Source organism: Kitasatospora sp. NPDC022785 (assembly GCF_055561295.1).
In genome coordinates this window covers 1-24,075 of sequence record NZ_JBVHHB010000035.1, presented here as the reverse complement: position 1 = coordinate 24,075, position 24,075 = coordinate 1, and the positions used below count along the sequence as shown (strand labels likewise).

At 72.8% G+C, this 24,075-nt stretch carries 26 protein-coding genes and 1 pseudogene; 7 read left to right on the top strand and 20 right to left on the bottom strand.

Translation table 11 applies throughout. From position 1 onward, the window contains the following. Positions 1-126: 126 nt before the first annotated feature. Positions 127-1,050: a DMT family protein gene (locus tag ACZ3YO_RS36020; RefSeq protein WP_465577971.1), complete on the top strand. Its 924-nt coding sequence runs from the start codon at positions 127-129 to the stop codon at positions 1,048-1,050. 7 nt (positions 1,051-1,057) lie between these two features. On the opposite strand, the gene mutM is transcribed toward ACZ3YO_RS36020, so the two are convergent. The 10 genes from mutM to ACZ3YO_RS35970 form a co-directional block, all read right to left on the bottom strand. Then, a complete protein-coding gene (mutM, locus tag ACZ3YO_RS36015; protein WP_465577969.1) occupies positions 1,058-1,954 on the bottom strand; it encodes a bifunctional DNA-formamidopyrimidine glycosylase/DNA-(apurinic or apyrimidinic site) lyase in 897 nt (298 codons plus the stop codon). 93 nt (positions 1,955-2,047) lie between these two features. After that, complete coding sequence (gene rnc / locus ACZ3YO_RS36010; RefSeq protein WP_396325470.1) at positions 2,048-2,836, bottom strand: ribonuclease III; 789 nt, start codon at positions 2,834-2,836, stop codon at positions 2,048-2,050. A gap of 20 nt (positions 2,837-2,856) precedes the next feature. Further along, a complete protein-coding gene (gene rpmF / locus ACZ3YO_RS36005) occupies positions 2,857-3,030 on the bottom strand; it encodes a 50S ribosomal protein L32 (protein ID WP_030056747.1) in 174 nt (57 codons plus the stop codon). Positions 3,031-3,032: 2 nt separating this feature from the next. Next, the gene (locus ACZ3YO_RS36000; protein ID WP_465577966.1) at positions 3,033-3,677 is read right to left on the bottom strand and encodes a YceD family protein; all 645 of its coding nucleotides are present in this window, start codon (positions 3,675-3,677) and stop codon (positions 3,033-3,035) included. Between the two features lie 283 nt (positions 3,678-3,960). Further along, entirely contained in the window at positions 3,961-5,166 is a 1,206-nt protein-coding gene (locus ACZ3YO_RS35995; RefSeq protein ID WP_465577964.1) for an ATP synthase F0 subunit B, read from the bottom strand. A gap of 196 nt (positions 5,167-5,362) precedes the next feature. Beyond that, complete coding sequence (gene coaD / locus ACZ3YO_RS35990; protein ID WP_465552142.1) at positions 5,363-5,854, bottom strand: pantetheine-phosphate adenylyltransferase; 492 nt, start codon at positions 5,852-5,854, stop codon at positions 5,363-5,365. A 51-nt stretch (positions 5,855-5,905) separates the two neighbouring features. Next, positions 5,906-6,490 carry a 16S rRNA (guanine(966)-N(2))-methyltransferase RsmD gene (gene rsmD, locus ACZ3YO_RS35985; protein ID WP_465577962.1) on the bottom strand — a complete coding sequence of 195 codons (585 nt, stop codon included), beginning with the start codon at positions 6,488-6,490 and terminating at the stop codon, positions 5,906-5,908. Between the two features lie 213 nt (positions 6,491-6,703). Further along, positions 6,704-7,237: a hypothetical protein gene (locus ACZ3YO_RS35980; RefSeq protein ID WP_396325463.1), complete on the bottom strand. Its 534-nt coding sequence runs from the start codon at positions 7,235-7,237 to the stop codon at positions 6,704-6,706. A gap of 103 nt (positions 7,238-7,340) precedes the next feature. Further along, positions 7,341-9,560, bottom strand: a complete 2,220-nt coding sequence (gene recG / locus ACZ3YO_RS35975; RefSeq protein ID WP_465577959.1) for an ATP-dependent DNA helicase RecG — start codon at positions 9,558-9,560, stop codon at positions 7,341-7,343. Between the two features lie 52 nt (positions 9,561-9,612). Beyond that, positions 9,613-11,244: a DAK2 domain-containing protein gene (locus ACZ3YO_RS35970; RefSeq protein ID WP_465577957.1), complete on the bottom strand. Its 1,632-nt coding sequence runs from the start codon at positions 11,242-11,244 to the stop codon at positions 9,613-9,615. Positions 11,245-11,543: 299 nt separating this feature from the next. Here ACZ3YO_RS35970 and rpmB point away from each other — a divergent pair, with 299 nt between their 5' ends. After that, positions 11,544-11,729, top strand: coding sequence for a 50S ribosomal protein L28 (rpmB, locus tag ACZ3YO_RS35965; RefSeq protein WP_014138233.1), 186 nt, complete (start codon positions 11,544-11,546; stop codon positions 11,727-11,729). A 152-nt stretch (positions 11,730-11,881) separates the two neighbouring features. Here the strand turns inward: rpmB and thiD are convergent, their stop codons facing one another. From thiD to ACZ3YO_RS35950, 3 genes are all read right to left on the bottom strand, one after another. Continuing rightward, a complete protein-coding gene (thiD, locus tag ACZ3YO_RS35960; RefSeq protein WP_465577955.1) occupies positions 11,882-12,709 on the bottom strand; it encodes a bifunctional hydroxymethylpyrimidine kinase/phosphomethylpyrimidine kinase in 828 nt (275 codons plus the stop codon). A gap of 23 nt (positions 12,710-12,732) precedes the next feature. Further along, positions 12,733-13,758: an ATP-dependent 6-phosphofructokinase gene (locus tag ACZ3YO_RS35955; protein WP_465577953.1), complete on the bottom strand. Its 1,026-nt coding sequence runs from the start codon at positions 13,756-13,758 to the stop codon at positions 12,733-12,735. A gap of 184 nt (positions 13,759-13,942) precedes the next feature. Next, the gene (locus ACZ3YO_RS35950; protein ID WP_465552153.1) at positions 13,943-14,908 is read right to left on the bottom strand and encodes a thiamine-phosphate kinase; all 966 of its coding nucleotides are present in this window, start codon (positions 14,906-14,908) and stop codon (positions 13,943-13,945) included. A gap of 207 nt (positions 14,909-15,115) precedes the next feature. Between ACZ3YO_RS35950 and ACZ3YO_RS35945 the strand changes: the two genes are divergently transcribed. After that, positions 15,116-15,349 (top strand): Lrp/AsnC family transcriptional regulator, encoded by a 234-nt coding sequence (locus tag ACZ3YO_RS35945; RefSeq protein ID WP_396325456.1) that lies wholly within the window; start codon positions 15,116-15,118, stop codon positions 15,347-15,349. Positions 15,350-15,368: 19 nt separating this feature from the next. Next, positions 15,369-15,881 carry a DUF3515 domain-containing protein gene (locus tag ACZ3YO_RS35940; protein WP_465577950.1) on the top strand — a complete coding sequence of 171 codons (513 nt, stop codon included), beginning with the start codon at positions 15,369-15,371 and terminating at the stop codon, positions 15,879-15,881. A gap of 104 nt (positions 15,882-15,985) precedes the next feature. On the opposite strand, the gene ACZ3YO_RS35935 is transcribed toward ACZ3YO_RS35940, so the two are convergent. From ACZ3YO_RS35935 to ACZ3YO_RS35925, 3 genes are all read right to left on the bottom strand, one after another. Next, positions 15,986-17,128: a D-alanine--D-alanine ligase family protein gene (locus ACZ3YO_RS35935; protein WP_465552157.1), complete on the bottom strand. Its 1,143-nt coding sequence runs from the start codon at positions 17,126-17,128 to the stop codon at positions 15,986-15,988. Positions 17,129-17,190: 62 nt separating this feature from the next. After that, on the bottom strand, positions 17,191-18,192 hold the full coding sequence (locus ACZ3YO_RS35930; protein WP_465577948.1) for an NAD(P)H-dependent glycerol-3-phosphate dehydrogenase: 1,002 nt from the start codon (positions 18,190-18,192) through the stop codon (positions 17,191-17,193). Beyond that, positions 18,189-19,019 carry a lysophospholipid acyltransferase family protein gene (locus tag ACZ3YO_RS35925; protein WP_465577946.1) on the bottom strand — a complete coding sequence of 277 codons (831 nt, stop codon included), beginning with the start codon at positions 19,017-19,019 and terminating at the stop codon, positions 18,189-18,191. Before ACZ3YO_RS35925 ends, ACZ3YO_RS35930 begins: the two co-directional genes overlap by 4 nt. A 220-nt stretch (positions 19,020-19,239) precedes the next feature. Between ACZ3YO_RS35925 and cofC the strand changes: the two genes are divergently transcribed. Both cofC and ACZ3YO_RS35915 read left to right on the top strand, forming a co-directional pair. Next, positions 19,240-19,947 carry a 2-phospho-L-lactate guanylyltransferase gene (gene cofC, locus ACZ3YO_RS35920; RefSeq protein WP_465577944.1) on the top strand — a complete coding sequence of 236 codons (708 nt, stop codon included), beginning with the start codon at positions 19,240-19,242 and terminating at the stop codon, positions 19,945-19,947. Between the two features lie 43 nt (positions 19,948-19,990). Beyond that, entirely contained in the window at positions 19,991-20,212 is a 222-nt protein-coding gene (locus tag ACZ3YO_RS35915; RefSeq protein WP_396325450.1) for a hypothetical protein, read from the top strand. A gap of 99 nt (positions 20,213-20,311) precedes the next feature. On the opposite strand, the gene ACZ3YO_RS35910 is transcribed toward ACZ3YO_RS35915, so the two are convergent. From ACZ3YO_RS35910 to leuC, 4 genes are all read right to left on the bottom strand, one after another. Further along, positions 20,312-21,028: an HU family DNA-binding protein gene (locus ACZ3YO_RS35910; protein ID WP_396325449.1), complete on the bottom strand. Its 717-nt coding sequence runs from the start codon at positions 21,026-21,028 to the stop codon at positions 20,312-20,314. Between the two features lie 133 nt (positions 21,029-21,161). Continuing rightward, positions 21,162-21,428, bottom strand: coding sequence for an SCO5555 family protein (locus ACZ3YO_RS35905; RefSeq protein WP_465552180.1), 267 nt, complete (start codon positions 21,426-21,428; stop codon positions 21,162-21,164). A gap of 285 nt (positions 21,429-21,713) precedes the next feature. Next, on the bottom strand, positions 21,714-22,310 hold the full coding sequence (leuD, locus tag ACZ3YO_RS35900; protein ID WP_465577941.1) for a 3-isopropylmalate dehydratase small subunit: 597 nt from the start codon (positions 22,308-22,310) through the stop codon (positions 21,714-21,716). 5 nt (positions 22,311-22,315) lie between these two features. Further along, a complete protein-coding gene (leuC, locus tag ACZ3YO_RS35895) occupies positions 22,316-23,737 on the bottom strand; it encodes a 3-isopropylmalate dehydratase large subunit (protein ID WP_465577939.1) in 1,422 nt (473 codons plus the stop codon). A 231-nt stretch (positions 23,738-23,968) separates the two neighbouring features. Here leuC and ACZ3YO_RS35890 point away from each other — a divergent pair. Next, positions 23,969-24,075, top strand: a pseudogene (locus tag ACZ3YO_RS35890) (IclR family transcriptional regulator); the annotation flags it as partial.

The following is a 24,075-nucleotide window of genomic DNA, read 5'->3' as shown; positions in this document are numbered from 1 at the left end:
GCCCGGTGGCGGAGCGCTCCGACGCTGTCCCGCGACCGGGCATAGTGGTGGCCGTACCTCGGTCCCTTGACCTTCTCTTGACCACTTCTCTCGTCCCTCGACCACTTCTCTCGATCGGAGCACTGGGTGTTCATCGGCCTCGTCACCGCCGTGGCGGCCTCCGCCTGCTACGGCACCGGTTCGGTCCTTCAGGCCGTCGGATCACGGCGCTCCGCCCGGGAGGAGGCCGCCGCCGGGGGCGCCTCGGCCGGCACCACCGCACACGGCGGGCCCAGCCTCGCCTCCACCGCGAAAGCCGCCGTCACCTGGGAGTTCATCCTCGGCACGGTGCTCGACTTCATCGGCTTCGGGCTCGGCGCGCTGGCCGCACGGCTGCTGCCGCTGTTCCTCTCGCAGACCATCATCAGCGCCAACCTGGTGATCACCGCGGTGCTGAGCATCAAGCTGCTCGGAATCCGGCTGAAGCAGCTGGAGTGGGCGTCGATCGGCGTCCTCTGCTCGGCGCTGGTGCTGCTGGCCGTATCGGCCGGTCCTGAGGGCGGCCACCACGCGGCGGTGTCCTTCCACTGGTGGCTGCTGCTGATCACCACCGTGCTGCTGGTGGGCGGCAGCCTGCTGGTGCGGCGGATGGGCGCCAACGGCGCGATCGTCGCCGGTCTGCTCTCCGGCCTCGGTTTCGGCGCGCTCGGCGTCGGCGTGCGCATCCTCAACGGCGTCGACCCGTTCGAGCTCGGCAAGCTGCTCTCCGACCCGGCCCTGTACGCGATCCTGGTCGGCGGCCTCGGCGGGATGTACGTGCACACCGTCGCGCTGCAGATCGGCTCGGTGAACGGCGCGACCGCCGCCCTCGTGGTCGGTGAGACGGTGCTGCCCGGCGCGGTCGGCGTCATCTGGCTCGGCGACTCCTCCAAGGACGGTCTCGCCTGGCTGGGCGTCGCCGGCTTCCTGCTCGCCGTCGTCTCGGCGGTCGGTGTCGCCTACTTCGGCCAGGACACCCACGGCGCCGCCCCCGACTGCAGCGCCGCGGAACCCGAACTCTCCAAGCGGTAGGGCGGGATCAGCCCCCGCTGCGGGCGCGCGGGACGCGCTGGCAGCGGGGGCAGAAGTAGCTGGAGCGGTTCATCCAGGGGGCCCGGCGGATCGCGGTGCCGCAGCGGCGGCAGGGCTCGTGCTCGCGGCCGTAGGCGTCGAGGTCACGGGAGAAGTAGCCGCTCTCGCCGTTCACATTGACGTAGAGGCTGTCGAAGCTGGTGCCGCCGACGGCGAGGGCCGCGGTCATCACGTCCCGGGCGTTGGCCAGCAGGACGGCGGCCTGCGGGCGGGTGAGCGCGGCGGTCGGGCGGTCGTAGTGCAGCCTGGAGCGCCAGAGCGCCTCGTCCGCGTAGATGTTGCCGACCCCGCTGATCAGGGTCTGGTCGAGCAGCGCCCGCTTGACCGTGGTGCGCTTGGCGCGCAGCGCGGCCACGAAGGCGCCGTCGTCGAAGCGCGGGTCGAGCGGGTCGCGGGCGATGTGCGCGAGGGAGACGGGGGTGCCCTCGGGGTCGCCGTCCTCGGCCTCCTCGACGGCCAGCCCGCCGAAGGTCCGCTGGTCGACGAAGCGCAGTTCGCGCCCGCCGTCGGTGAACCGCAGACGGACGCGCAGGTGGGTCTCGCCGGGCACCGCCGGGTCCTGGACGAGGAGTTGGCCGCTCATCCCGAGGTGGCCGATCAACGAGAACCCTCCCCCGGCCTCCGGCGTCGCGCCGGGGCCGGTGAGCGGGACCCAGAGGTACTTGCCGCGGCGCTGCGCGGTGCCGAGCGTGGTGCCGGTGAGCCGGGCGGTGAAGTCGGCCGCGCCGGCGGGCTGGCGGCGTACCGCCCGCGGGTGCAGCACCTCGACACCGGCGACCGTCCGCCCGGCGACCCAGTTGGCCAGGCCTCGGCGGACGACCTCTACCTCGGGGAGTTCGGGCACGGGAACAAGCCTCCTGCGACGGGGATCTGCAGGAGGAAGGTTACTGCGCTCACGGGAGGGCCCGCCGCGGTGTCCGCGGCGGGCAGCACCGGATCAGGCCCCGCTGGGGAGCCGGTCGGCGTACTTCTCCTTGATCGCCCGCCAGGCGCTCTCGGCGGCCTTCTGCTCGGCTTCCTTCTTCGAGCGGCCGACGCCGCTGCCGAAGTCCTCGCCGGCCACCCGGGCCGCGGCGGTGAAGGTCTTCTCGTGGTCCGGGCCGGACTCCTCGACCACGTACTCCGGCACTCCGATGCCCACCGAGGCGGTGAGTTCCTGGAGGCTGGTCTTCCAGTCCAGGCCGGCGCCCAGCTGCGAGGACTCCTCGATCAGCGGGTCGAACAGCCGGTGGACGAACTCGGTGGCCGCGTCCAGACCCTGGTCCAGGTAGACGGCGCCGATCACGGCCTCGACGGTGTCGGCGAGGATCGACGACTTGTCGCGGCCGCCGGTACCCTCCTCGCCCTTGCCAAGGCGGATGAACGTGCCGAGCTCAAGGCCCCGGCCGACGTCGGCGAGCGCGCGCGAGTTGACCACCGCGGCGCGCAGCTTGGCGAGCGTGCCCTCCGGGACGTCCGGGTGGACGCGGTAGAGGGTGTCGGTCACCACCAGGCCCAGCACCGAGTCGCCGAGGAACTCCAGGCGCTCGTTGGTGGGCAGCCCGCCGTTCTCGTACGCGTACGAGCGGTGGGTCAGGGCACGCACCAGAAGGGCGCGCTCGAGTGTGTACCCGAGGCGCCCTTCCAGGACGTCGTATTCGGTCGAAGCCGGCCCGCCGGCCTTTCCGCCGCCCGAAGAAGCCTTCGGGGCAGTGGCCGCCTTGCGGGAGGAGTTACCGTCCGACATCGATCCGTACACCCTGCCGATCAGACCGAGAGGACCTGGCGACGGTTGTACGTGCCGCAGCTCGGGCACGCGATGTGGCCGAGCTTCGGCTCGTGGCAGCGGTCGCACGCCACGAGGGCCGGAACGACGGCCTTCCAGTTGGAACGGCGGTGGCGCGTGTTGCTGCGCGACATCTTCCGCTTCGGAACAGCCACGGCTACTTCTCCTGGTTCTCGGCGGCACCCTCACGGGTGTCGCTGTTCGTGATTCCGTCACCCTCGTCGCCGGGGGCGGCGGAGAGTCCCTGCAGAGCCGCCCACCGGGGGTCGACGGCGTCGTGGTGGTGCGCCGGGTCGTCGCTCAGGCGCGCTCCGCACTCGGAGCACAGGCCCAGGCAGTCTTCCTGGCACACCGGCTGCAGCGGCAGTGCGAGCACCACCGCGTCACGCAGCACCGGCTGGAGGTCGAAGAAGTCGCCCTCCAGACGGTAAGTCTCTTCTTCCGAGTCCTCGTCGAGGTCCTCGGCCCCGGCGGTCCGGGCGCGGTGACGCTCGTCGGACTCCGGGTAGTAGTACAGCTCCTGGAAGTCGACGTCGATGTCGTCGTCGACGGGCTCCAGGCACCGCACGCACTCGCCCTCGACGTGGGCCTCGGCGGTGCCGGTCACCAGCACGCCCTCGACCACCGACTCCAGGCGGAGCTCCAGCCGGATCTCGCTCTTCTCCGGGACGCCGATCACATCGATGATCCCGAGGCCCTCGGGGGCCTCCAGGGTGCGGGACACCTTGCGCAGCGAGCCCGGGCGACGACCGAGCTCGTGCGTGTCGAACACGAGGGGGTCGCGGTGGTCGAGGCGGTTCAAGGTGTCCTGACTTCCTGAGAAAACTGATGCGCGGCGCTGCTCACCGGACGATGCGCGGGCAGACCGACGGCCCGACACGGAGAGGCCGGAGTGGTCAGACTACCGGAGTCTCCCGCCAGGCCCAACTTCGGTCCTTCCGGCCCGACCTGCCCACCCCCTCACGAGCCGAAGGGTGCACCGGTGTCGTGCGGGAGGAACGAGGAGGCGGGCGCCGGCGGGCGCGGTGCCGACGATCGTCGGCACCGGGTCCGCCCGCGCCCGGAGGCGGGTGAGGAACTGCTCCTCACCGGCCGCCGAGCTCCCGCAGGCGAGTCATGTCGATCATGCTGGTGTCGAAGAAGCTGGTCTCGTCCAGACCGGCCTGCTGCTGCGGCAGGACCGGCGGGTTGGCCGGCTGCTGCGGGTAGCCTCCCCCGGCCTCCGGCTGGGGGTTCCCCCAGGCGTCGTACTGCTGCGCCGCGTACCCCTGCTGCGGGTAGCCGTAGCCGCCCTGTTCCTGCCCGGCCGGGTAGCCCTGCGGCGGCTGCTGGGGCGGTTGCTGCTGCCCGTAGCCGTACTGGGCTCCGTACGGGTCGGCCTGGCCGGCCGGGTCGTAGCCGCCGCCGTACACCTCGGCGTACTGCCCGCCGGGCTGCTGCGCGACCGCCGCGTACTGGTCCGTGCCGGGGGACTGCCAGTCGGCCGCGGCCGGGGTCTGCTCGGGCCAGGACTGCTGCTGCGGCACCTCCTCGCGGTACCACGGCACCTCCTCGCCGTCGGCGTCGACGGCGGTGGCGAAGCCCGCCGCGACGGCCTCGGCGCGGTCCTTGGCCTGCTGGGCCTGGTCCGCGGCGGCCAGGTAGGCGCCCAGCTCGTCGATCGGGGCCTTGCCGAGCAGCTTGTCGCGGCCCTTGCCGACGGCCTCCAGGGTCGCGCTGAGCACGTTCTCCAGAGTGGCGAGCTTCACATCGACGTACTCGTCGACCTCGGGGCTCGGGGTGATCCGCGGCTGCGGCCGGAACTCCTCGCCGTCGCTCTCGCCGTCGTACTCCGTCTCGAAGACACTGGAGTCACCGCGCAGCTTGGTCCGGCCGCGGCCGACCGCGCCGAGTGTCTTGGTGAGCACGACCTCGAAGTTGGCGAGCTTGCTGTCCACGTAGTCGTCGGCCTCGGCGCGCTTGGTCTCGACCTCGGCGCGCGCCTCCGCGAGGATGCGGTCGGCCTCGGCCTGCGCCCGGCGGACCACCTCGGTGTCGGAGATCAGCGAGCCGCGCTCGGCGTGCGCGCCCTGGATGATCCGCTCGGCCTCGGCCTCGGCGTCGGCCACCACCTGCTCGTGGTCGGCCATCACCGACTGGGCGTGGGCCAGCTCGGCGGGCAACGCCGACCTGAGGTCCTGGAGCAGGCCGACCAGCTCGGCCCGGTTCACCACGCAGGAGGCCGACATCGGCATCGAGCGGGCGTTCTCGACGGCCGCGACGATCTCGTCGACCTTGTTCTGCACGTCCACGGGGCTTCGTCTTTCCGTGTGCCGCCGACGGTCCGGCGGAGGCAGGCCCGGCGCGGTGGACCTCACCGCAGGGCAGGGAGTACAGACTGTACGGCCACTGCGGGGCGAGGTCACAACGCCCGGACCGGCCCGCCCGGCCACACCCGGGACAAGTCGTGACGAACCGGCAGAAACGGACGCGTCCGGTCCGCGCCGGCTACTGCTGCGCCTTACGCTCCGCGATCCGCTCGACCAGCCTGCGGTGCACCGTCTCCGGCAGCAGGTGCGAGACGTCGCCCCCGTACGAGGCGACCTCCTTGACCAGCGTGGACGACAGGAAGCTGTACGTCGGAGAGGTCGGCAGGAAGAGCGTCTCGACGCCGGTCAGCCCGTGGTTCATCTGGGCCATCTGCAGCTCGTAGTCGAAGTCGCTGACGGCGCGCAGGCCCTTGACGATCGCCGGGATGTCGCGCTCCCGGCAGAAGTCCACCAGCAGGCCGAGGTGCGACTCGACCACGATGTTCCCGTACTTGGCGGTCGTCTCCTCGATCAGGGCGATCCGCTCGTCGATGGTGAACATGCCCTGTTTGTTCCGGTTGATCGCGACCGCGACATGCACCACGTCGTACAGCTTCGAGGCCCGCTCGATGATGTCGAGATGACCGTTGGTGATCGGGTCGAACGATCCGGGGCAGACGGCGCGGCGCATGGCGTGGATGCTCCCTCGTGGGGTGACGGTCCGGCGGGCCTCCTCGGCCCCCTACGGGTTCTGGCGGGCCTCGGCGGCGGCGCGACCGTACCAGAGCGTGCCCTCGCCGTAGCGGCGGGACCGCAACTCCTCGAAGCCTTCGGGCCAGCCGAACGCGCCGCCTCGGGTGCTGCGCTCCACGGTGACGAGTGCTTCGTCCGCGAGCCAGCCCCCGGCGACGAGTGTGATCAGCATCTCGCGCACCTCGTCGTCCGTGACGACGTACGGCGGGTCGAGGAAGACCAGGTCGTACGGGGCCTCCGGGGCCGGGCCGGCGATCACCTTCTCGGCACGGGCCGCCTGCACCACCGCGCCGGTGAGGCCGACCGTCCGCACGTTCTCCCGGATCACCCGGGCCGCCTGTCCGTCCGCCTCGACCAGCAGGACGTGCTCGGCGCCGCGCGACAGCGCCTCCAGGCCGACCGCGCCCGATCCGCCGAAGAGGTCCAGCATCCGGGCCCCGTGCAGGGTGCCGCGGAGCGCCTCCAGGGTGGAGAACATCGCCTCACGGGCCTTGTCGGAGGTCGGGCGGGTGCCCCGGCCGGGCGGTACGGCCAGCCGGCGGCCGCCGGCCGCCCCGGCGATGACGCGGGTCATGGTGGTGGGAGGTCCTTTCGTCGCTGCCCGACCACGCTATACGGCCGCGTCCCGACCCGGCTCGAAGGGGCGCGCCGGTGCCGGAAGGGGAGAAGCGAGGAGGCCCCGAGGCGCGAGGGGCATCGGAGCGCCGGCCGCCCGCCCGCCTCCGGGCGCCCGGAGGCGGGCGGGTCGCAGCCCCGCCGCACGGAGCGGCGGGGCTGCGACCCGGGGTCAGCTCGCGTCCGCCGCCGGGGCCTGGGCCGGGACCGCCGCGCCGAGCAGCGCCGGCGAGGCGTAGCGGGACCACGAGAGGCAGCCGTCGGGCGGGCAGAACTCGGGGCGGCGCGGGTCGTGCCCGAGCTCGCGCAGCTTGGTACGGACGGAGTCGGGCGTACGGCCGAAGCGGGCGGCGATCCGGGCGACGGTCTCGCCGTCGTGGAACCGCCGGACCAGTTCCTCCTCGTGCTGCGGCACCCAGGGGGCGCCGTGGCCGGGGTACAGCTCGCGCAGCACGTCGCGGTCGGGGATGGGCTCGGAGACATCGGCGACGATCGCCAGCGCCCGGAGCGCGCGGTTGAGCGCGATCCGCAGCGAGGCGACGTCCTCGACCGGCAGGCGGAGCTTGCCGGAGGCGAGCGGCGACGCGGCCGCCCCCTCACGCCAGCCGGTCAGGGTGAGGGTGACCTCGCGGTCGTCGTCGCTGGCGAGTTCGATCCGGAAGACCTTGTCGCCCAGCGGGAGCTCGTTGAGATGACGGAATGCCATGGCAGGACCCCCAAGTGTCGTGCCAGGTACGCACCTTGGGGGTGCGCCCTGAACAACTACATTCTCTCGCGGGGGTCTGACAATCGGCCGGCGCCGGCCGCGGTCAGCCCTTCTCCATGTAGGCGGCGCGGTCCGCGTCGAGCAGGCTCTCCAGCGCGGTCCGCAGGTCCGCGTGGGCGGCCAGCTCCCGGTCCTCGGCGACCAGCCGGGTGGCCTCGGCCCGGGCGGTCACGATGACCTCCTCGTCCTCCAGCACCGAGAGCACCTTCAGCGAGGACTTCACCCCGGACTGCGCCTGGCCCAGCACATCGCCCTCACGGCGCTGTTCGAGGTCGATCCGGGACAGCTCGAAGCCGTCCAGCGTGCCGGCCACCGCGTCCAGCCGGGCCCGGGCGGGGCTGGCCGCCGGCATGTCGCTGACCAGCAGGCAGAGGCCGGGCGCGCTGCCTCGCCCGACCCGGCCGCGCAGCTGGTGCAGCTGGGAGACGCCGAAGCGGTCGGCGTCCATGATCACCATCGCGGTGGAGTTCGGGACGTTCACCCCGACCTCGATCACCGTGGTGGCCACCAGGACGTCCAGCTCGCCGGCCGCGAACCGGCGCATCACCTCGTCCTTGGCGTCGGGCGCCAGCCGGCCGTGCAGGATCTCCACCCGCAGCCCGGCCAGCGGGCCCTTCACCAGCATCTCCGCGGTCTCCACCACGGAGAGCGGCGGCCGCCGTTCGTCGCTCGCGGCGCCCACGTCCTCCAGGTCGTCCTCTGCCGCGGAGGCCTGGCGCTTCTTCTTCGCCGCCTTCGGGTCGGCGGGCTCCTCGTCCCCGATCCGGGGGCAGACCACGTACGCCTGGTGGCCCTTGGCCACCTCCTCGCGGACCCTCTCCCAGGCCCGGGCCAGGAAGTTGGGCTTCTCCACGGCCGGGACGACATGGGTGGAGATCGGCGAGCGGCCGGCCGGCAGCTGGTCCAGTACGGACGTCTCCAAGTCCCCGAAGACGGTCATCGCGACGGTGCGCGGGATCGGCGTCGCCGTCATCACCAGCAGGTGCGGCGGCTGCTCGCCCTTGGCGCGCAGCGCGTCGCGCTGCTCGACCCCGAAGCGGTGCTGCTCGTCCACCACGACCAGGCCGAGGTCCTGGAACTGCACCTTGTCCTCGATCAGCGCGTGGGTGCCGATCGCGATGCCCGCGTCCCCGCAGGCCATGTCCAGCAGCGCCTGGCGCCGGGCCGGGACGCCCATCGAGCCGGTCAGCAGCACCACCCGGGTGCCGAGGTCGGAGCCGCCGAGCATGCCGCCCTCGGCCAGGTCCCCCATCATCTCGACGATCGAGCGGTGGTGCTGCTGGGCCAGCACCTCGGTGGGCGCCAGCAGCACGGCCTGGCCGCCCGCGTCCACCACGGCGAGCATGGCGCGCAGCGCGACCAGTGTCTTGCCCGAGCCGACCTCGCCCTGGAGCAGCCGGTGCATCGGGTGCTCGCTCGCCAGGTCGGCGGCGATCTCGGCGGAGACCTTCTCCTGGCCCTCGGTGAGGGTGAACGGGAGCCGGGCGTCGAAGGCGTCGAGCAGGCCGCCCTCGCGGGCCCGGCGCGGCTTGGCGGGCAGGGCGGAGTCGGCGGCCCGGCGCTGGGCGAGCGCGACCTGGAGGACGAACGCCTCGTCCCAGCGCAGCCGGCTCTGGGCGCGCTCGCGGTCGGCCTGGCTGCGCGGGCGGTGGATCAGCTCCAGTGCCTCGGGCAGCGGGATCAGGTCGTGCCGCTCGCGCAGCTCGGCCGGCAGCGGCTCGCCGACGTCGCCGAGGTGCTTGGTGAGGGCCGTCTCGATGCAGATGGACAGCTTCCAGCTGGGCATCTGGGCGCTGGCGCCGTAGACCGGGATGAGCCGGCCGGCGAACTGCCGGGCGGCGTCGGACCCTGCCTCCTCGTCGAGGAGCTGGTAGTCCGGCGAGACGAGCTGGCGGGTGCGGTTGAAGACCCCGACCTTGCCGGCGAACAGGCCCTGGGCGCCGGCCTTGAGCTCCTTCTGCCGCCAGCCCTGGTTGAAGAAGACCAGCGAGAGCCGGCTGCGGCCGTCGGTGACGACCACCTCCAGGCGGTCGCCCTTGCGGCCGCGGAACGGGATCAGGGTGACCTTCTCGATCCGGGCCAGCACGGTGACGTGCTCGTCGATCTCCAGCTCGTCCAGGCTGGTGAGCTGGCCGCGTTCGACGTAGCGGCGCGGATAGTGGTGCAGCAGGTCCCCGACCGTGCGCAGCTTGAGGCTGTCGGCGAGCACCTTGGCGGTCCGGTCGCCGACGAGCTTGGTCAGTGGTTCATCGAGAGCGCCCATCAGGCCCTTGTTTACACCACCGGACCGACAATCCGGGCACGGCCCAGCCGGGCTACTCCACGCCGATGAGCACCGGCGCGGATCCCTGCCCGCCGTGGAAGACCACCGCGTCGACCTCGGGCCGCCGGTGCCGGGCGTGCGCGACCAGCTGGTCGGCGAGGCCCTGCGGGGCGCCCTGGCCGAGGATCAGGGTGACCAGTTCGCCGCCCGCGCCGAGCATCCGGTCCAGCACCATCGTCCCGACCTCGGCCGGTCCGGTGCCGATCACCACGACGTCCCCGTCGATCAGCCCGAGCACGTCCCCTGCCTGGCAGACCCCGGCCATCGTCCAGGACTCCCCCTCGGCGACGGCGAGTTCGGCGTACCGGGTGGCGCCGGCGGCGGAGGTCATGGCGACCACGTCCTCGTCGAAGCGCCGGCCGGCCTCGTGCACGGCGAGCGCGGCCAGGCCCTGCACCGGCGAACGGGTGGGCAGCACGGCGATCCGTACGCCCTCCTCCCGCAGCTGGTCGGCGGCGGCGCCGGCGGCGGCCCGCAGTTCGGGGTCGTTGAGGAGCAGCACGACCTCGCGGGCGCCGGCCCGGCGGACGGCGGCGGCCAGTTCGGCGCTGGCCGGCGGGCGGTCCGGGTCGGCGTGCAGGACGACGGCGCCGGCCTGCTCGCAGAGTTCGGCCAGGCCCGCGCCGGAGACCACCGACAGCACCGCGCGGGTGCGCTCCTCGCGCTCGCCCCGGTCGTCGGCGGTGCCGGAGCGGGCGGCGGCCTCGGCGAAGTGGGTGATCCGGATCTGGTGCGGCCGCCCGGCCTCGACCCCGGCCTCGACGGCGGCGCCCGCGTCGTCCACGTGCACGTGGACGTTCCAGAGGCCGTCGCCGCCGCCGACCACCAGCGAGTCGCCGAGCCCGGCGAGCCGCTCGCGCAGCGCCGGCAGCGCCGTGTCGGGGGCGTCCAGCAGGTAGATCACCTCGAAGGCGGGGTGGCCGGGGCCGGGCGGCCGGACGTGGCTCTCGCAGCTCTCCGCGATCCGGACGTCCCCGCGCAGCGCGACCGGGCCCATCGGCTGGTGCCCGGCGACGGCGTCGGCGAGGGCGCCGAGGACGGCGACCAGGCCGCGCCCGCCGGCGTCCACCACCCCGGCCTCGGCCAGGACGGGCAGCTGCTCGGGGGTGTGCCGCAGGGCGTCCCGGGCGGCCCGGTAGGCGGTGTCGGCGACCTGGGCGAGGCCGTCCCCGGCCCCGACGGCCTCCCGGGCGGCGACCCGGGCGACGGTCAGCAGCGTCCCCTCGACCGGCTCGGCGACGGCCTGGTAGGCGGAGTCGGCGGCCCGCTGGAGGGCGGCCCGCAGCTGGTCGGCGCCGCCGCCCTCGGCCAGCGTCTCGGCGGTGCCGCGCAGCCACTGGGCGAGGATCACCCCGGAGTTGCCGCGCGCGCCGATCAGCGCGCCGCGGGCCATCGCCCGGGCGGTCTCGGCGAGGCCTGGCGCCGGCCCGGCTTCCGGGTCGGTGAAGCGGCTCTCCACGGCGGCGGCGGCCGACTCGACGGTCAGGTACAGGTTGGTGCCGGTGTCGCCGTCCGGGACGGGGTAGACGTTGAGTGCGTCGATCTCCTCGCGGGCCTGGCCGAGCGCACGCAGGGCCAGCTGGCACCAGCTGCGCACGGCCGGGGCGTCGAGCGTGTGCAGCACCAGGTCTCCTCCGGATGGGACGCCGTGATGGCCTGGGGGGCAGCAACACCTTCAGGACAGCGGCGAGGGGTGATACCGGCAGATTATCGGTGGCCGGGGGCGGGTGCCGGGGGCAGCGGACGCAGCGATCACCTGCGCGGTCGTGGTAGTTTCGTTGAACGGAAGCAAGCGTTGTATGCTCTTCCGGTTGCCTGGAACAGTCCAGGCTCACCCCCTTGGTCCGGTCTGGTTCACGTGAGTGCTCCGGTGGGTCGGCGGGGTTTCGAACGTAAATGATCTGAAGTCTTGGAGTGACTCCTGTGGCTGCCAACTGCGACGTCTGCGGCAAGGGGCCGGGCTTCGGCAACAGCATCTCCCACTCTCACCGCCGTACCCCCCGTCGTTGGAACCCCAACATCCAGACGGTGCGCGCTGTGATTGGGCGGACGCCGAAGCGGCTCAACGTCTGCACCTCGTGCATCAAGGCCGGTAAGGTCTCGCGCTGACGCGCAGACCGGTACGCCGGTCCTCCAGTCAGCCGGTTCATCCTCGGATGGACCGGCTTTCTGTATTCCGGTGCCGTACCGACCTCGGTTGACGGGCGGGCCCTCGGGCCCGCCCGTCATCCGTTTCCGGAGCGGTTCCGGCGGCGGCGCTCTCAGCGCCAGCGCCAGGCGTGGTCGACCGGGCCGATGCCGGCGCCCAGCGCGAAGCCCGCGGCGATCGCGCCGGTGATGTACTCCTTGGCCGAGGCCACCGCCTCCGGCAGCGGCTCGCCCTTGGCCAGCCCGGCGGCGATCGCGCTGGCCAGCGTGCAGCCGGTGCCGTGGGTGTGCCGGTTGTCGAGGCGCGGCGCGCGGTACCAGTACTCCTCCCCCGCCCCGCCGTAGAGCAGGTCGGCGGCCTCCCCGTCCAGGTGCCCGCCCTTGACCAGCACCCAGCGCGGCCCGAGGTCGAGCAGTGCCTTGGCCGCGTCCAGCATCTGGCCCTCGTCCTCGACGGTGCGGCCGGTGATCTGCGTCACCTCGTGCAGGTTGGGTGTGGCGAGGGTGGCGACCGGCAGCAGCTTCTCCCGGACGGTGGCGACGGCCTCGGCGGCCAGCAGCGCGTCGCCGTGCTTGGAGACGCCGACCGGGTCGACCACCACCGGGGCGTCCACCCCGGCCAGGAGTTCGGAGACGGTCTCGACCAGCTCGGTCGAGGCGAGCATGCCGGTCTTCACGGCCTGGACGCCGATGTCGTCCACCACGCTGCGGAACTGGGCCCGGACGGCCTCGGCCGGCAGCTCCCAGTACCCCTGGACGCCGACCGAGTTCTGCGCGGTGACGGCGGTGATCACGCTCATGCCGTGGACGCCGAGGGCGAGCATCGCCTTCAGGTCGGCCTGGATGCCCGCGCCGCCGCCGGAGTCGGAGCCGGCCACCGTCAGGACGCGCGGAGGTGCCGTGCGAGCGGGCGCCACGCTGGGGGGTGCAGTCGAAACCATGAGGTCAACCTACCCCCGCCCGGTCAGAGCACGGCCTCCGATTCCGCCCAGCGGTCCTGCGGCACGGTCTTGAGCCGGGTGATCGCCTCGGCGACCGGCACCAGCACGACGTCGTTGCCGCGCAACGCGGTGAAGTGGCCGAACGCGCCCTGGTGGACGGCCTCCACCGCGTGCCAGCCGAACCGGGAGGCGAGCACCCGGTCGCGGGCGGTGGGGGCGCCGCCGCGCTGGGTGTGACCGAGGATGACCGGCCGGGCCTCCTTGCCGAGCAGGTTCTCCAGCTCGTGGGCGAGGCGGTTGCCGATCCCCCCGAAGGTCTGGTGGCCGAACTGGTCGACGTCGCCGTGGTCGAAGCGCATGGTGCCGGGCAGCGGGGCGGCGCCCTCGGCGACGGCGATGATGGCGAACTTCTTGCCGCGGGAGAAGCGGTCCTCGACCATCCGGGCCACCGCCTCGATGTCGAACGGCTTCTCCGGGATCAGGATGCCGTGCGCACCGCCCGCCATGCCGGCGGTGAGGGTGATCCAGCCGGTGTGCCGGCCCATCAACTCCACCACCATCACCCGCTGGTGTGATTCGGCGGTGGTCTTCAGCCGGTCGATCGCGTCGGTCGCGACGTGCACCGCGGTGTCGAAGCCGAAGGTGACGTCGGTCGCGTCGATGTCGTTGTCGATGGTCTTCGGGACCCCGACCACCGGCAGCCCGGCGTCGCTGAACATCTTGGCCGCGGTGAGCGTGCCCTCGCCGCCGATCGCGATCAGCGCGTCGATGCCGATGGTCCGGGCGAGGGCCTGCGCGTTCTCCACCGCCCAGGCGATCCGCTCGCGCTGGACCCGGGCCGAGCCGAGGATGGTGCCGCCGAGGGTCAGCAGACCGGTGACGTCGTCGTGCGAGATCGGCCGGGTGCGGCCCTCGATCAGGCCGAGGAAGCCGTCCTCGATGCCGACGATCTCGTCGCCGTGCACGTCCGTGCCCCGGTGCACCACCGAGCGGATCACCGCGTTGAGGCCGGGGCAGTCGCCGCCGCTGGTCAGGACACCGATGCGCATGGTGGCTGTGCTCTCCCGCTCCGCAGTGGTTCAGACCACCCGCGCCGGACGAGCGGGCGGGCTGGGTTCGGCGCAAGCCTACGCGTCCGCCCGCCGCGGCCCGTGCTCCGCACGCCGGAGCGCCGCGCGCCGTCCGCCCCCGGGCACCGGCCGCCGAAACGCCGGCCGCCCCCGGGCGGGCCGGTCACTCGGCGAAGTGGTCCCAGCCGCCGACCCGGTCCCAGGCCGCGCCGTCCACCGTCACCCGGCCGCCGCGGGCCGCCCGGGCGCGGGCCGTCACCTCGCCCACCACCCGCCAGCGGGCCGGGAGTTGGACACCACGGGGGAAGGTCGCCACGATCGCGTGGTCCTCGCCGCCGGAGAGCACCCAGACCAGCGGGTCCACCCCGACCGCCTGGCCGATGTCGGCCATCTGGGCCGGGACGTCGAAGTCGGCGGCGCGCAGGTCGATGTCCACGCCGCTGGCCCGGGCGACGTGTCCGAGGTCGGCCACCAGCCCGTCGCTCACGTCGACCATCGCGGTGGCGCCCAACTCGGAGGCGGCCGGGCCCGCGTGGTACGGCGGCTCGGGCCGGCGGTGCGCCTCGACGAAGGCGCGCGGCGAGCGGAAGCCGCGCTGGAGCACGGTCAGCCCGGCGGCGGACCAGCCGAGCCAGCCGGTGACCGCGACCACGTCGCCCACCTGAGCCCCGGCGCGCGTCACCGGCGCGCGCCCCTGAAGATCTCCGAGCGCCGTGATGGCCAGCGTGATGACATCGCCGCGCACCACATCGCCGCCGACCACCGTCGCGCCGGCCACCTGGCACTCGTCGCGCAGCCCGTCCATCAGCTCGGTGGCCCAGGTGGTGGGCAGGTCGGCGGGGGCGACCAGACCGAGCAGTATCGCGGTCGGCACCGCGCCCATCGCCGCCACGTCGGCGAGGTTCTGGGCGGCGGCCTTGCGGCCCACGTCGTAGGCGGTCGACCAGTCCCGGCGGAAGTGCCGGTTCTCGATCAGCACGTCCGTGGTGGCCACCACCCGGCCGTCCGGCGCCTTCACCACGGCGGCGTCGTCGCCCGGGCCGAGGTCGACCGCGTCGGTGAGCGGTACCCGGGCGGTCAGCTCCCTGATGAGGCCGAACTCGCCGAGCTCGCCCACGGTCCCCTGCATCTGCCGTCCTCTCGCGTTTCCATCAGAACTCGTTGTCCGCGCACCCCCGCGCGCAGCGTACGCCCTCCGGAGGTGCAGAGGTCTCCCCTCCCCGGCCCGCTGCGCGGTAGCGTGGTGATCAGACTGCCGGTGAGCCCGCCTCCCACCCTGATGCGACCGGGCGATCACGGCGGCTATCCGCGTACCCAGCCGCCGGGAGGTCCTTCCGTGGTACAGGCATACATCCTGATCCAGACCGAGGTCGGCAAGGCCACCGCCGTGGCCGAGGCCATCTCCAAGATCCCCGGCGTCCTCCAGGCCGAGGACGTCACCGGCCCCTACGACGTGATCGTGCGGGCCGAGGCCGAGACCGTGGACGACCTCGGCCGCCTGGTCGTGGCCAAGGTCCAGCAGGTCGAGGGCATCACCCGCACCCTCACCTGTCCGGTGGTCCACCTGTAGGCCCGGCTACCATCGGCGGGTGGCCCGACAACTCCGCGTCCCCCGTTTCCTGGCGGCACTGCCGGCCCCGGTCCGGTGGCTGGCGCTGCCGCTCGCGCTGAGCTGCACCGTGGTGGTGCTGCTCGGCAGTTGGAGCGCGCCCGCGAAGATCGACGTGCCCGAGCCGACGGGCAGGGCGGCCGGGTACTGCCAGGCGCTCGCCGCCTCGCTGCCGCAGGAGCTGCTCGGCCACGCCCGCAAGGACCCGTCGCCGGCCTCCCCGTACGTGGCCGCCTGGGCCAGCTCGCCGCGCACCGTGCTGCGTTGCGGCGTGGACCGCCCGGAGGCGCTGAACGGCCCCGCCGCGTCGGACTGGTCCCCCACCATCAACGACCTGACCTGGTGGCCGCAGAAGCTGGACGACGGCGGCTACCGGTACACCTCGGTGATGCGCAAGGCCTACGTCGAGATCACCGTCCCCGCCGGCGCGTTCACCAACCCGCTGGACCCGGTCTCCGCCCTCTCCGACCTGGTGAAGGCCAGCATCCCGTAGGCGGGGACGACACCGGGGCCGACAGCGGGACCGACGGCAGGGCACCCGCGCGAAGGGCGGGCCGGGAGCTTCCCGGCCCGCCCTTCGTCCGTTCGTGCGCGTGGTTACCGCAGACCGGTCGAGCGGCGCAGCGCCGCCTGGAGCAGCCGGTCGATCAGCTCCGGGTACGACAGCCCGGTGGCCTCCCACATCTTCGGGTAGGCCGAGATCGGGGTGAAGCCGGGCATGGTGTTGATCTCGTTGATCATCCAGCTGCCGTCGTCCAGCAGGAAGAAGTCGACCCGGGCGAGGCCCTCGCAACCGAGCGCCTCGAACGCCACGACCGCCTGGCGGCGGATCTCGGCCGTCTCCGCCCCGGTGAGCTCCGCGGGGACGCGGACCTCGGAGGAGTCGATGTACTTGGCCTCGAAGTCGTAGAACTCGTAGTCGCCGCCGACCAGCACCTCGGCCGGCACGCTGGCCCGCGGACCGTCCTCGAACTCCAGCACCCCGCACTCGATCTCGCGGCCGGAAACGCCGGCCTCGATGATCAGCTTGGGGTCGTGGCGGCGGGCCTCCTCGATCGCGGCGTCGAGGTCGGCGAGGTCCTTGACCTTCGTGATGCCCATGCTGGAGCCGGCCCGGCACGGCTTGACGAAGAGCGGCAGACCCAGCCCGGCGGCCCGCTCGCGGACGCCGGCCCGGCCGGCCTCGGTCTCCCACTCGCGCGGGCGGACGATGGTGTAGCGGCCGACGCCCAGGCCGTGCGAGGCCAGGATCCGCTTGGTGAACTCTTTGTCCATGCCGACCGCGCTGGAGAGCACGCCGTTGCCGACGTACGGCACGCCGGAGAGCTCCAGCAGCCCCTGAAGGGTGCCGTCCTCGCCCCAGGGGCCGTGCAGCAGCGGGAAGACCACGTCGACCTCGCCGAGCGCCTTGGGAGCGGCTCCGGGCTCGCTCCAGACCACCTCGCGGCTGCCCGGGCTGACCGGCAGCGCGACCTGGCCGTCGAGGGCCTCGGCGACCTGGGCGACGTCCGGCAGCCGGCCGTCGGTGATGGCCATCCGGGCGGGCTCGTCGCTGACCAGCGCCCAACGGCCCTCGTGGGTGATGCCGATCGGCAGCACGTCGTACTTCTCGCGGTCGATCGCCCTCAGCACGCTGCCCGCGGTGGAGACCGAGATGGCGTGCTCGGAGCTGCGGCCACCGAAGACGATCGCTACGCGCGGCTTCGCGGACGGGTTCTGGGAGGTCTGTTCGATGCTCATATCGCGTTTGAGAGTACCGTGCGGGGTGTTTCCGGAAAGTCAGCCACCCTGGACGGACCGGCTCAGTGCCGTTCCGCCTTGGCCGAACGGGACATCAGGGCCTGCAACGCCTCCTGGGTGGGGCGCCCGTTGTGCACCACGTCCACCACGGCCTCGACGATCGGCATGTCGACGCCGCTGCGCCGGGCCAGGTCGAGCACCGACTCGCAGGACTTGACGCCCTCGGCGGTCTGCCGGGTGGCCGCGATGGTCTCGGCCAGCGACATCCCGCGGCCCAGGTTGGTACCGAAGGTGTTGTTGCGCGACAGCGGCGAGGAGCAGGTCGCCACCAGGTCGCCCATCCCGGCGAGCCCGGCGAAGGTGTGCGGGTCGGCGCCTAGGGCCGTCCCCAGCCGGGTGGTCTCGGCCAGTCCGCGGGTGATCAGGGTCGCCTTGGTGTTGTCGCCGAGCCCCATGCCGTTGGCCATGCCGACCGCCAGGCCGATCACGTTCTTCACCGCGCCGCCCAGCTCGCAGCCGATCACGTCGGTGTTGGTGTACGGGCGGAAGTACGGGGTGTGGCAGGCGGCCTGGAGGCGCTTGGCGACGGCCTCGTCGGTGCAGGCCACCACGCTCGCGGCGGGCTGCCGGTTGGCGATCTCCCGGGCCAGGTTCGGGCCGCTGACCACCGCGACCCGCTCCGGGCCGACCTTGGTGACCTCCTCGATGACCTCGCTCATCCGCTTGGCGGTGCCGAGTTCGATGCCCTTCATCAGGCTGACCAGCACGGTCTGCGGCTCGATCAGCGGTGCCCAGGCCGCGAGGTTCTCGCGCAGCGTCTGCGAGGGCACCACGAGCACCGCGAAGTCGGCGCCGGCCAGCGCCTCCGCGGCGTCGGTGGTGGCCCGGACCGAGGCCGGAAGCTCCACGCCCGGCAGGTAGTCCGGGTTGGTGTGGGTGGCGTTGACGGCGTCGGCCAGCTCCTGGCGGCGGCCCCAGAGCACCACCTCACAGCCGGCGTCGGCCAGCACCATCGCGAACGCGGTCCCCCAGGAACCCGTCCCGAACACGGCGCATCGGGTCACTTGCCGGCCTCCTCGGTACCGTTGCCGCGCTTGCCCGCGGCCCGATGCCGCTCGGCCGCGGCCGTCGTGGCCCGCTGCCGGGCCGCCGTCCTCATGTCGAAGCGCTCGGCCGGCGGCTCCTCGCCGCGGATTCCGGCCAGCACGTCGGTGATCGCCCGCATGATGTCCTCGGTGGCGTCCCGGAGCACCTGCGAGGTGAGCTCCTGGCCCGCGTACCTGCTCAGGTCCACGGCCGGGCCGGCCGCCACCGTCACCTTGTGCCGCGGGAACAGGTTGAATCTGCCCTTGCCGGAGGCGCCTCTGCCGTACGGCGGGATGATCTCCTGCGCACCCCAGTGCGCCACCGGGATGACCGGCGCGCCGGTCATCAGTGCGACCCGGGCCACGCCGGTCTTGCCCGTCATCGGCCACAGGTCCGGGTCCCGGGTGAGCGTCCCCTCGGGGTAGAACTGCACGCACTGGCCGTCGTTCACCGCGTCGACCGCGGCCCGGAACGCCCGCGCGGCGTCGGTCGACTCCCGGAACACCGGGATCTGGCGGGTCTTGCGGAGCATGAAGCCGATGAACGGCACCGAGAACACCGAGGACTTGCCGAGCATCCGCGGCGGGCGCCCGCTGTTGTACTGCCAGTGCGCGTAGATCACCGGGTCGATGATCGAGTTGTGGTTGACCGCGGCGATGAAGCCACCCTCCTGCGGAAGGTGCTCCCAGCCCCGCCAGTCGGGCTTCACCAGCGCGGTCGTCACCGGCTTCACCAGCACGGCCGCGAAGCGGTACCAGACGCCGTAGTCGGCGTTGCCGAAGCTGGCATACGAGCGGCGGGCCACCCCAGGTCCTCCTCATCCGGTGCGGCACGTGGGGTGCCGCAGTCTCTCGCCATCCGCGACCCCCCTGTTCGGGGGCCCGGAGCGCGGAACAGTCTCGCCCGACCGCGAACCGGCTGTCGAGCAACCCCGCCAGCACGTCGGGGCGGGCGTGACCAAACGCACGTCCGCACAGCTCGGACGGCCTGGCGAGGGTTCCGGGACCGGCGTCACAATGACGCCGATGACCCAGGACACCGTACGCCCCAGCGGGCCCGTCGCGCCCGCCGCACCCACCGCCGGCTGGTCGCTGGTGCTGCCACTCAAGCCGCTAGCCCTGGCGAAGACGCGGCTGGCCCCGTTCGCCGGTGAGCACCGCCCGGACCTGGCACTCTGCTTCGCCCTGGACACCGTCGGCGCCGCGCTGGCCACGCCCGGGGTGGCCCGGGTCCTGGTGGTCACCCGGGACGCCACGGCCGCCCGGCGGCTGGCCGCGCTCGGCGCCGTCGTGGTAGGCGACGAGCCGGGCGGCGGACTCAACCACGCACTGGCGCACGGCGCGGCGGCCGCGCTGGCGCTCGCGCCGCGCGCCCCGCTGGCCGCGCTCTCGGCGGACCTTCCGGCGCTGCGCCCGGCCGAACTGGCCCGGGTGCTGGCAGCCGTACCGCCGGCCGGCCGGGCGTTCCTGGCCGACGCCCCGGGACTGGGCACCACCCTGCTCGCCTGTGCCCCCGGCAGCCCGCTCTCCCCCGCCTTCGGTGACGGCTCGCGGGCCCGGCACGCGTCCGGCGGCGCCCGCGAACTGCGGCTGGACGGCGTGGAGTCGGTGCGCCGGGACGTCGACACCGGTGCCGACCTCGGCGAGGCTCTGGCACTCGGCGTCGGCCCGCACACCCGCGCCCTGTCGGCCCGGCTCGGCTACGCCCCGGGCGCGCCCGCCGAACACGGCTGAGACAGCGCCCGGCTCTGTCGGTACCCCTCGCTATGCTGCTTCCATGCAGGCCACCGCGTTCACCTTCGACCCCGCCACCCGGGCCGGCTCCGTGCTGCTCGACGACGGGACCCCGGTGCCGTTCGACGCCGCCGCCTTCGACGCGGGCGGCCTGCGGCTGCTCCGCCCCGGCCAGCGGGTGCGGATCCGCACCGAGGGCGCCGGCGAGGCCCGCCGCGTGGTCTTCCTGACGCTGCAGACCTTCCCGGACCCGGCCGGGGGCTGACGCCCCACCGCCCTGCCCGAAAGCCGAAGAGCCGTGGCGGCCCGTCCCCCCGGGGCTCCGGGTGGAGGTGCGCCACGGCTCTGGAAGGCCGTCCGTCGACTACTTCGCGGTGGTCTTGCGCGCGGTGGTCTTGCGGGTGGCGGTCTTCTTCGCCGGAGCCGTCTTCTTGGCCGTGGCGGTCGCCTTCTTGGCGGCGGTGGCCGTGGTCTTCTTGGCGGCGGCGGTGGTCGCCGTCTTCTTCGCGGCGGCCGCGGTCTTCTTGGTGGCGGTCGCGGTGGTCTTCTTCGCGGCGGCCGTGGTGGTCTTCTTGGTGGCGGTCGCCTTCTTGGCGGCGGTGGCCGTGGTCTTCTTGGCGGCGGCGGTGGTCGCCGTCTTCTTCGCGGCGGCCTTCTTGGTCGCGGCCGGAGCCGCGGCGGCGGCCGACGCGGCGCGCTTGGTGGCGGCGCGCTTGGCGGCCGGGGTCGCGGCGACGCCGCTCTTGCCCGGGGTGAGGGAGCCCTTGGGGGCCTTCTTCACCGAGGGGCCTTCCTTCGGCAGCTTCTTGCTGCCGCTGACCAGGTCCTTGAAGCCCTGGCCGGGACGGAAGCGGGGCACCGAGGTCTTCTTGACCTTGACCTTCTCGCCGGTCTGCGGGTTGCGGGCGAAGCGCGCGGAGCGCTCCACCTTCTCAAAGGTGCCAAAACCGGTGACCGACACCCGGTCACCGGCCACAACGGCGCGGACCATGGTGTCGAGCACTGCGTCGACGGCCTCTGCGGCAGCCTTGCGACCGCCCAGCTGCTCGGCCACCGCTTCGACAAGCTGAGCCTTGTTCACGTCTTCCCCTTCGGAAACGGGCGCCGGATGATTCCATCCGTTCTTTTCGCACGTTAGGTATGTATCTGCGGACTTTCAATTACCAAACGCGCGAATCACCCTAGTGTCGCAATGGATTTGCGCATCGGCGACCTCAGACGACGGGCGGGCGCCCCTCGTCGAGGTCCTGCACAAAGCGAGCCAACCGCCTTGCCGCCCCCGGAAGATCGCGCTTGGCGGTCTCCGTGACGATGAGGAGTTGTCGGGTGAGAGCGGTCTTTGCATCGGCAGACACGTTCAGCGCATGCACGCGGGCGTGAGCTTGCTTCAACCGCTCGGCCACAAGCGCGTAGAGCGCTGCGACTTCCGGGTCGTCCGGCCCCTCAGCAGGTGAGGTGGCGGCGTCCGGCCGATCGTCAATTCGGCGTTCGGATCCCCGGCCCGTGGACTCCGGTGACGCGGGTTCGCCGCCCGCGTACGGAGGTTCATGGTGCCGGTGCATGTACTGATTGTGCCATCTACCCGCAGTTGTGCTTGCCCGGGGCCCTCTGCGGCAATGCCAAATCGGCAATCGGGGGCCGGACGGGGCGGCGAACTCCGGCTCCGGAACGGCGGATGGTCCGCCCCCCCGACGGGGGGACGGACCATCCGGCGGAACGTCAGAATGCTTGTTCCCAAGCGGTTCCCAGGATCTCGGCGGGTTCTCTCAGGCGACCGGCAGAGTGCGCGGCTTGAACGCCGGCCGGGTGGCCTCGAAGGCCGCGATGTCGCCTTCGTTCTGCAGGGTGATGCTGATGTCGTCCAGGCCGTTCAGCAGCCGCCAACGCACATTGTCGTCCAGCTCGAAGGAGGCCGTGACGCCCTCGGCGCGGACCTCGCGGGTCTCCAGGTCGACGGTGATCTCGGCGGTCGGGTCGGCCTCGGTCAGCGCCCAGAGCCGCTCCACGGTCTCCTGCGGCAGGACGACGGTGAGCAGGCCGTTCTTCAGCGAGTTGCCGCGGAAGATGTCGGCGAACCGGGACGAGATCACGGCGTGGAAACCGTAGTTCTGCAACGCCCAGACCGCGTGCTCACGGGAGGAGCCGGTGCCGAACTCGGGGCCGGCCACCAGGACGGTGGCGCCCTGCCGCTCCGGCCGGTTGAGGATGAACGACTCGTCCTTGCGCCAGGCCTCGAACAGCCCGTCCTCGAAACCGGAACGGGTGACCTTCTTCAGCCAGTGGGCCGGGATGATCTGGTCGGTGTCGACGTTGCTGCGGCGCAGCGGAACGGCCCGGCCGGTGTGGGTGGTGAACTTCTCCATGCTGCTCAGGCCTCCACAGCGACGTTGGACGAGAGATCGGCGGGCGCGGCCAGCCGGCCCAGGACGGCGGTGGCGGCGGCGACCTGCGGGGAGACCAGGTGGGTGCGGCCGCCCTTGCCCTGGCGGCCCTCGAAGTTGCGGTTCGAGGTGGAGGCGCAGCGCTCACCGGGGGCCAGCTGGTCGGGGTTCATGCCCAGGCACATCGAGCAGCCCGCGTGGCGCCACTCGGCGCCGGCGGCGGTGAACACCTTGTCCAGGCCCTCCTCGACGGCCTGCAGGGCGACCCGCACCGAGCCGGGGACGACCAGCATCCGCACGCCCTCGGCGACGGTGCGGCCGTCCAGGATGGCCGCGGCGGCCCGGAGGTCCTCGATCCGGCCGTTGGTGCAGGAGCCGACGAAGACGGCGTCGACCTTGACCTCGCGCAGCGGGGTGCCGGCCTCCAGGCCCATGTACTTCAGGGCGTTCTCGGCGGCGGTCCGCTCCTGCGGGTCGGCGAAGGAGGCCGGGTCCGGCACGTCGGCGCCGAGCGGGGCGCCCTGTCCCGGGTTGGTGCCCCAGGTGACGAACGGGGTCAGCCGGGTCGCGTCGATGAAGATCTCGTGGTCGAAGACCGCGTCCTCGTCGGTGACCAGGGTCTTCCAGTACTCGACCGCGGCGTCCCAGTCCTCGCCCTGCGGGGCGTGCGGGCGGCCCTCCAGGTAGTCGAAGGTGGTCTGGTCCGGGGCGATCATGCCGGCCCGGGCGCCCGCCTCGATGGACATGTTGCAGATGGTCATCCGGGCCTCCATGGAGAGGCTGCGGATGGCCGAGCCGCGGTACTCCAGGACGTAGCCCTGGCCGCCGCCGGTGCCGATCCGGGTGATGATCGCCAGGATCAGGTCCTTGGCGGTCACGCCCTCGGGCAGCTCGCCCTCGACGGTGATCGCCATGGTCTTGAACGGGGCCAGCGGCAGCGTCTGGGTGGCCAGCACGTGCTCCACCTGGCTGGTGCCGATGCCGAACGCCAGGGCGCCGAACGCGCCGTGGGTGGAGGTGTGGGAGTCGCCGCAGACCACGGTGGTGCCGGGCTGGGTCAGGCCCAGCTGCGGGCCGACCACGTGCACGACACCCTGCTCGACGTCGCCGAGCGAGTGGATCCGGACGCCGAACTCGGCGGCGTTGCGGCGCAGCGTCTCCAGCTGCACCCGCGACACGGGGTCCGCGATGGGCTTGTCGATGTCCAGGGTGGGGGTGTTGTGGTCCTCGGTGGCGATCGTCAGATCGGTCCGGCGGACCTTGCGCCCGGCCAGCCGGAGGCCGTCGAAGGCCTGCGGGCTGGTCACCTCGTGGAGCAGGTGCAGGTCGATGAAGAGCAGGTCGGGCTCGCCCTCCGCGCGCCGCACGACGTGGTCGTCCCAGACCTTCTCTGCGAGTGTCCGTCCCATCGGATTCCCTCCAGCCGGCCGCGTTGCCGGCCTTCTCGTGTCGTCGAGGTCAGTGCTTTCGCCGCCCTGTGAGGCTCGCGTCGCGCGACCTGCACGCCGGATCGGTGTCCACGATGCGGACGGCCTGTTGGGGCCGCATCCTGGATGTCTCCCGGGCTGCTGCCTCCAGGGTGGCGCTTTTCGCGGAAGATTGAACTTGCGTCTCGCGGAATGAGACTGCAGTCTTAGGGCATGGACAACTCTAGCGGCGTCGGCGTTCTCGACAAGGCCGCTCTGGTGCTCAGCGCACTGGAGTCGGGCCCCGCCACGTTGGCGGGGCTGGTCGCCGCCACCGGTCT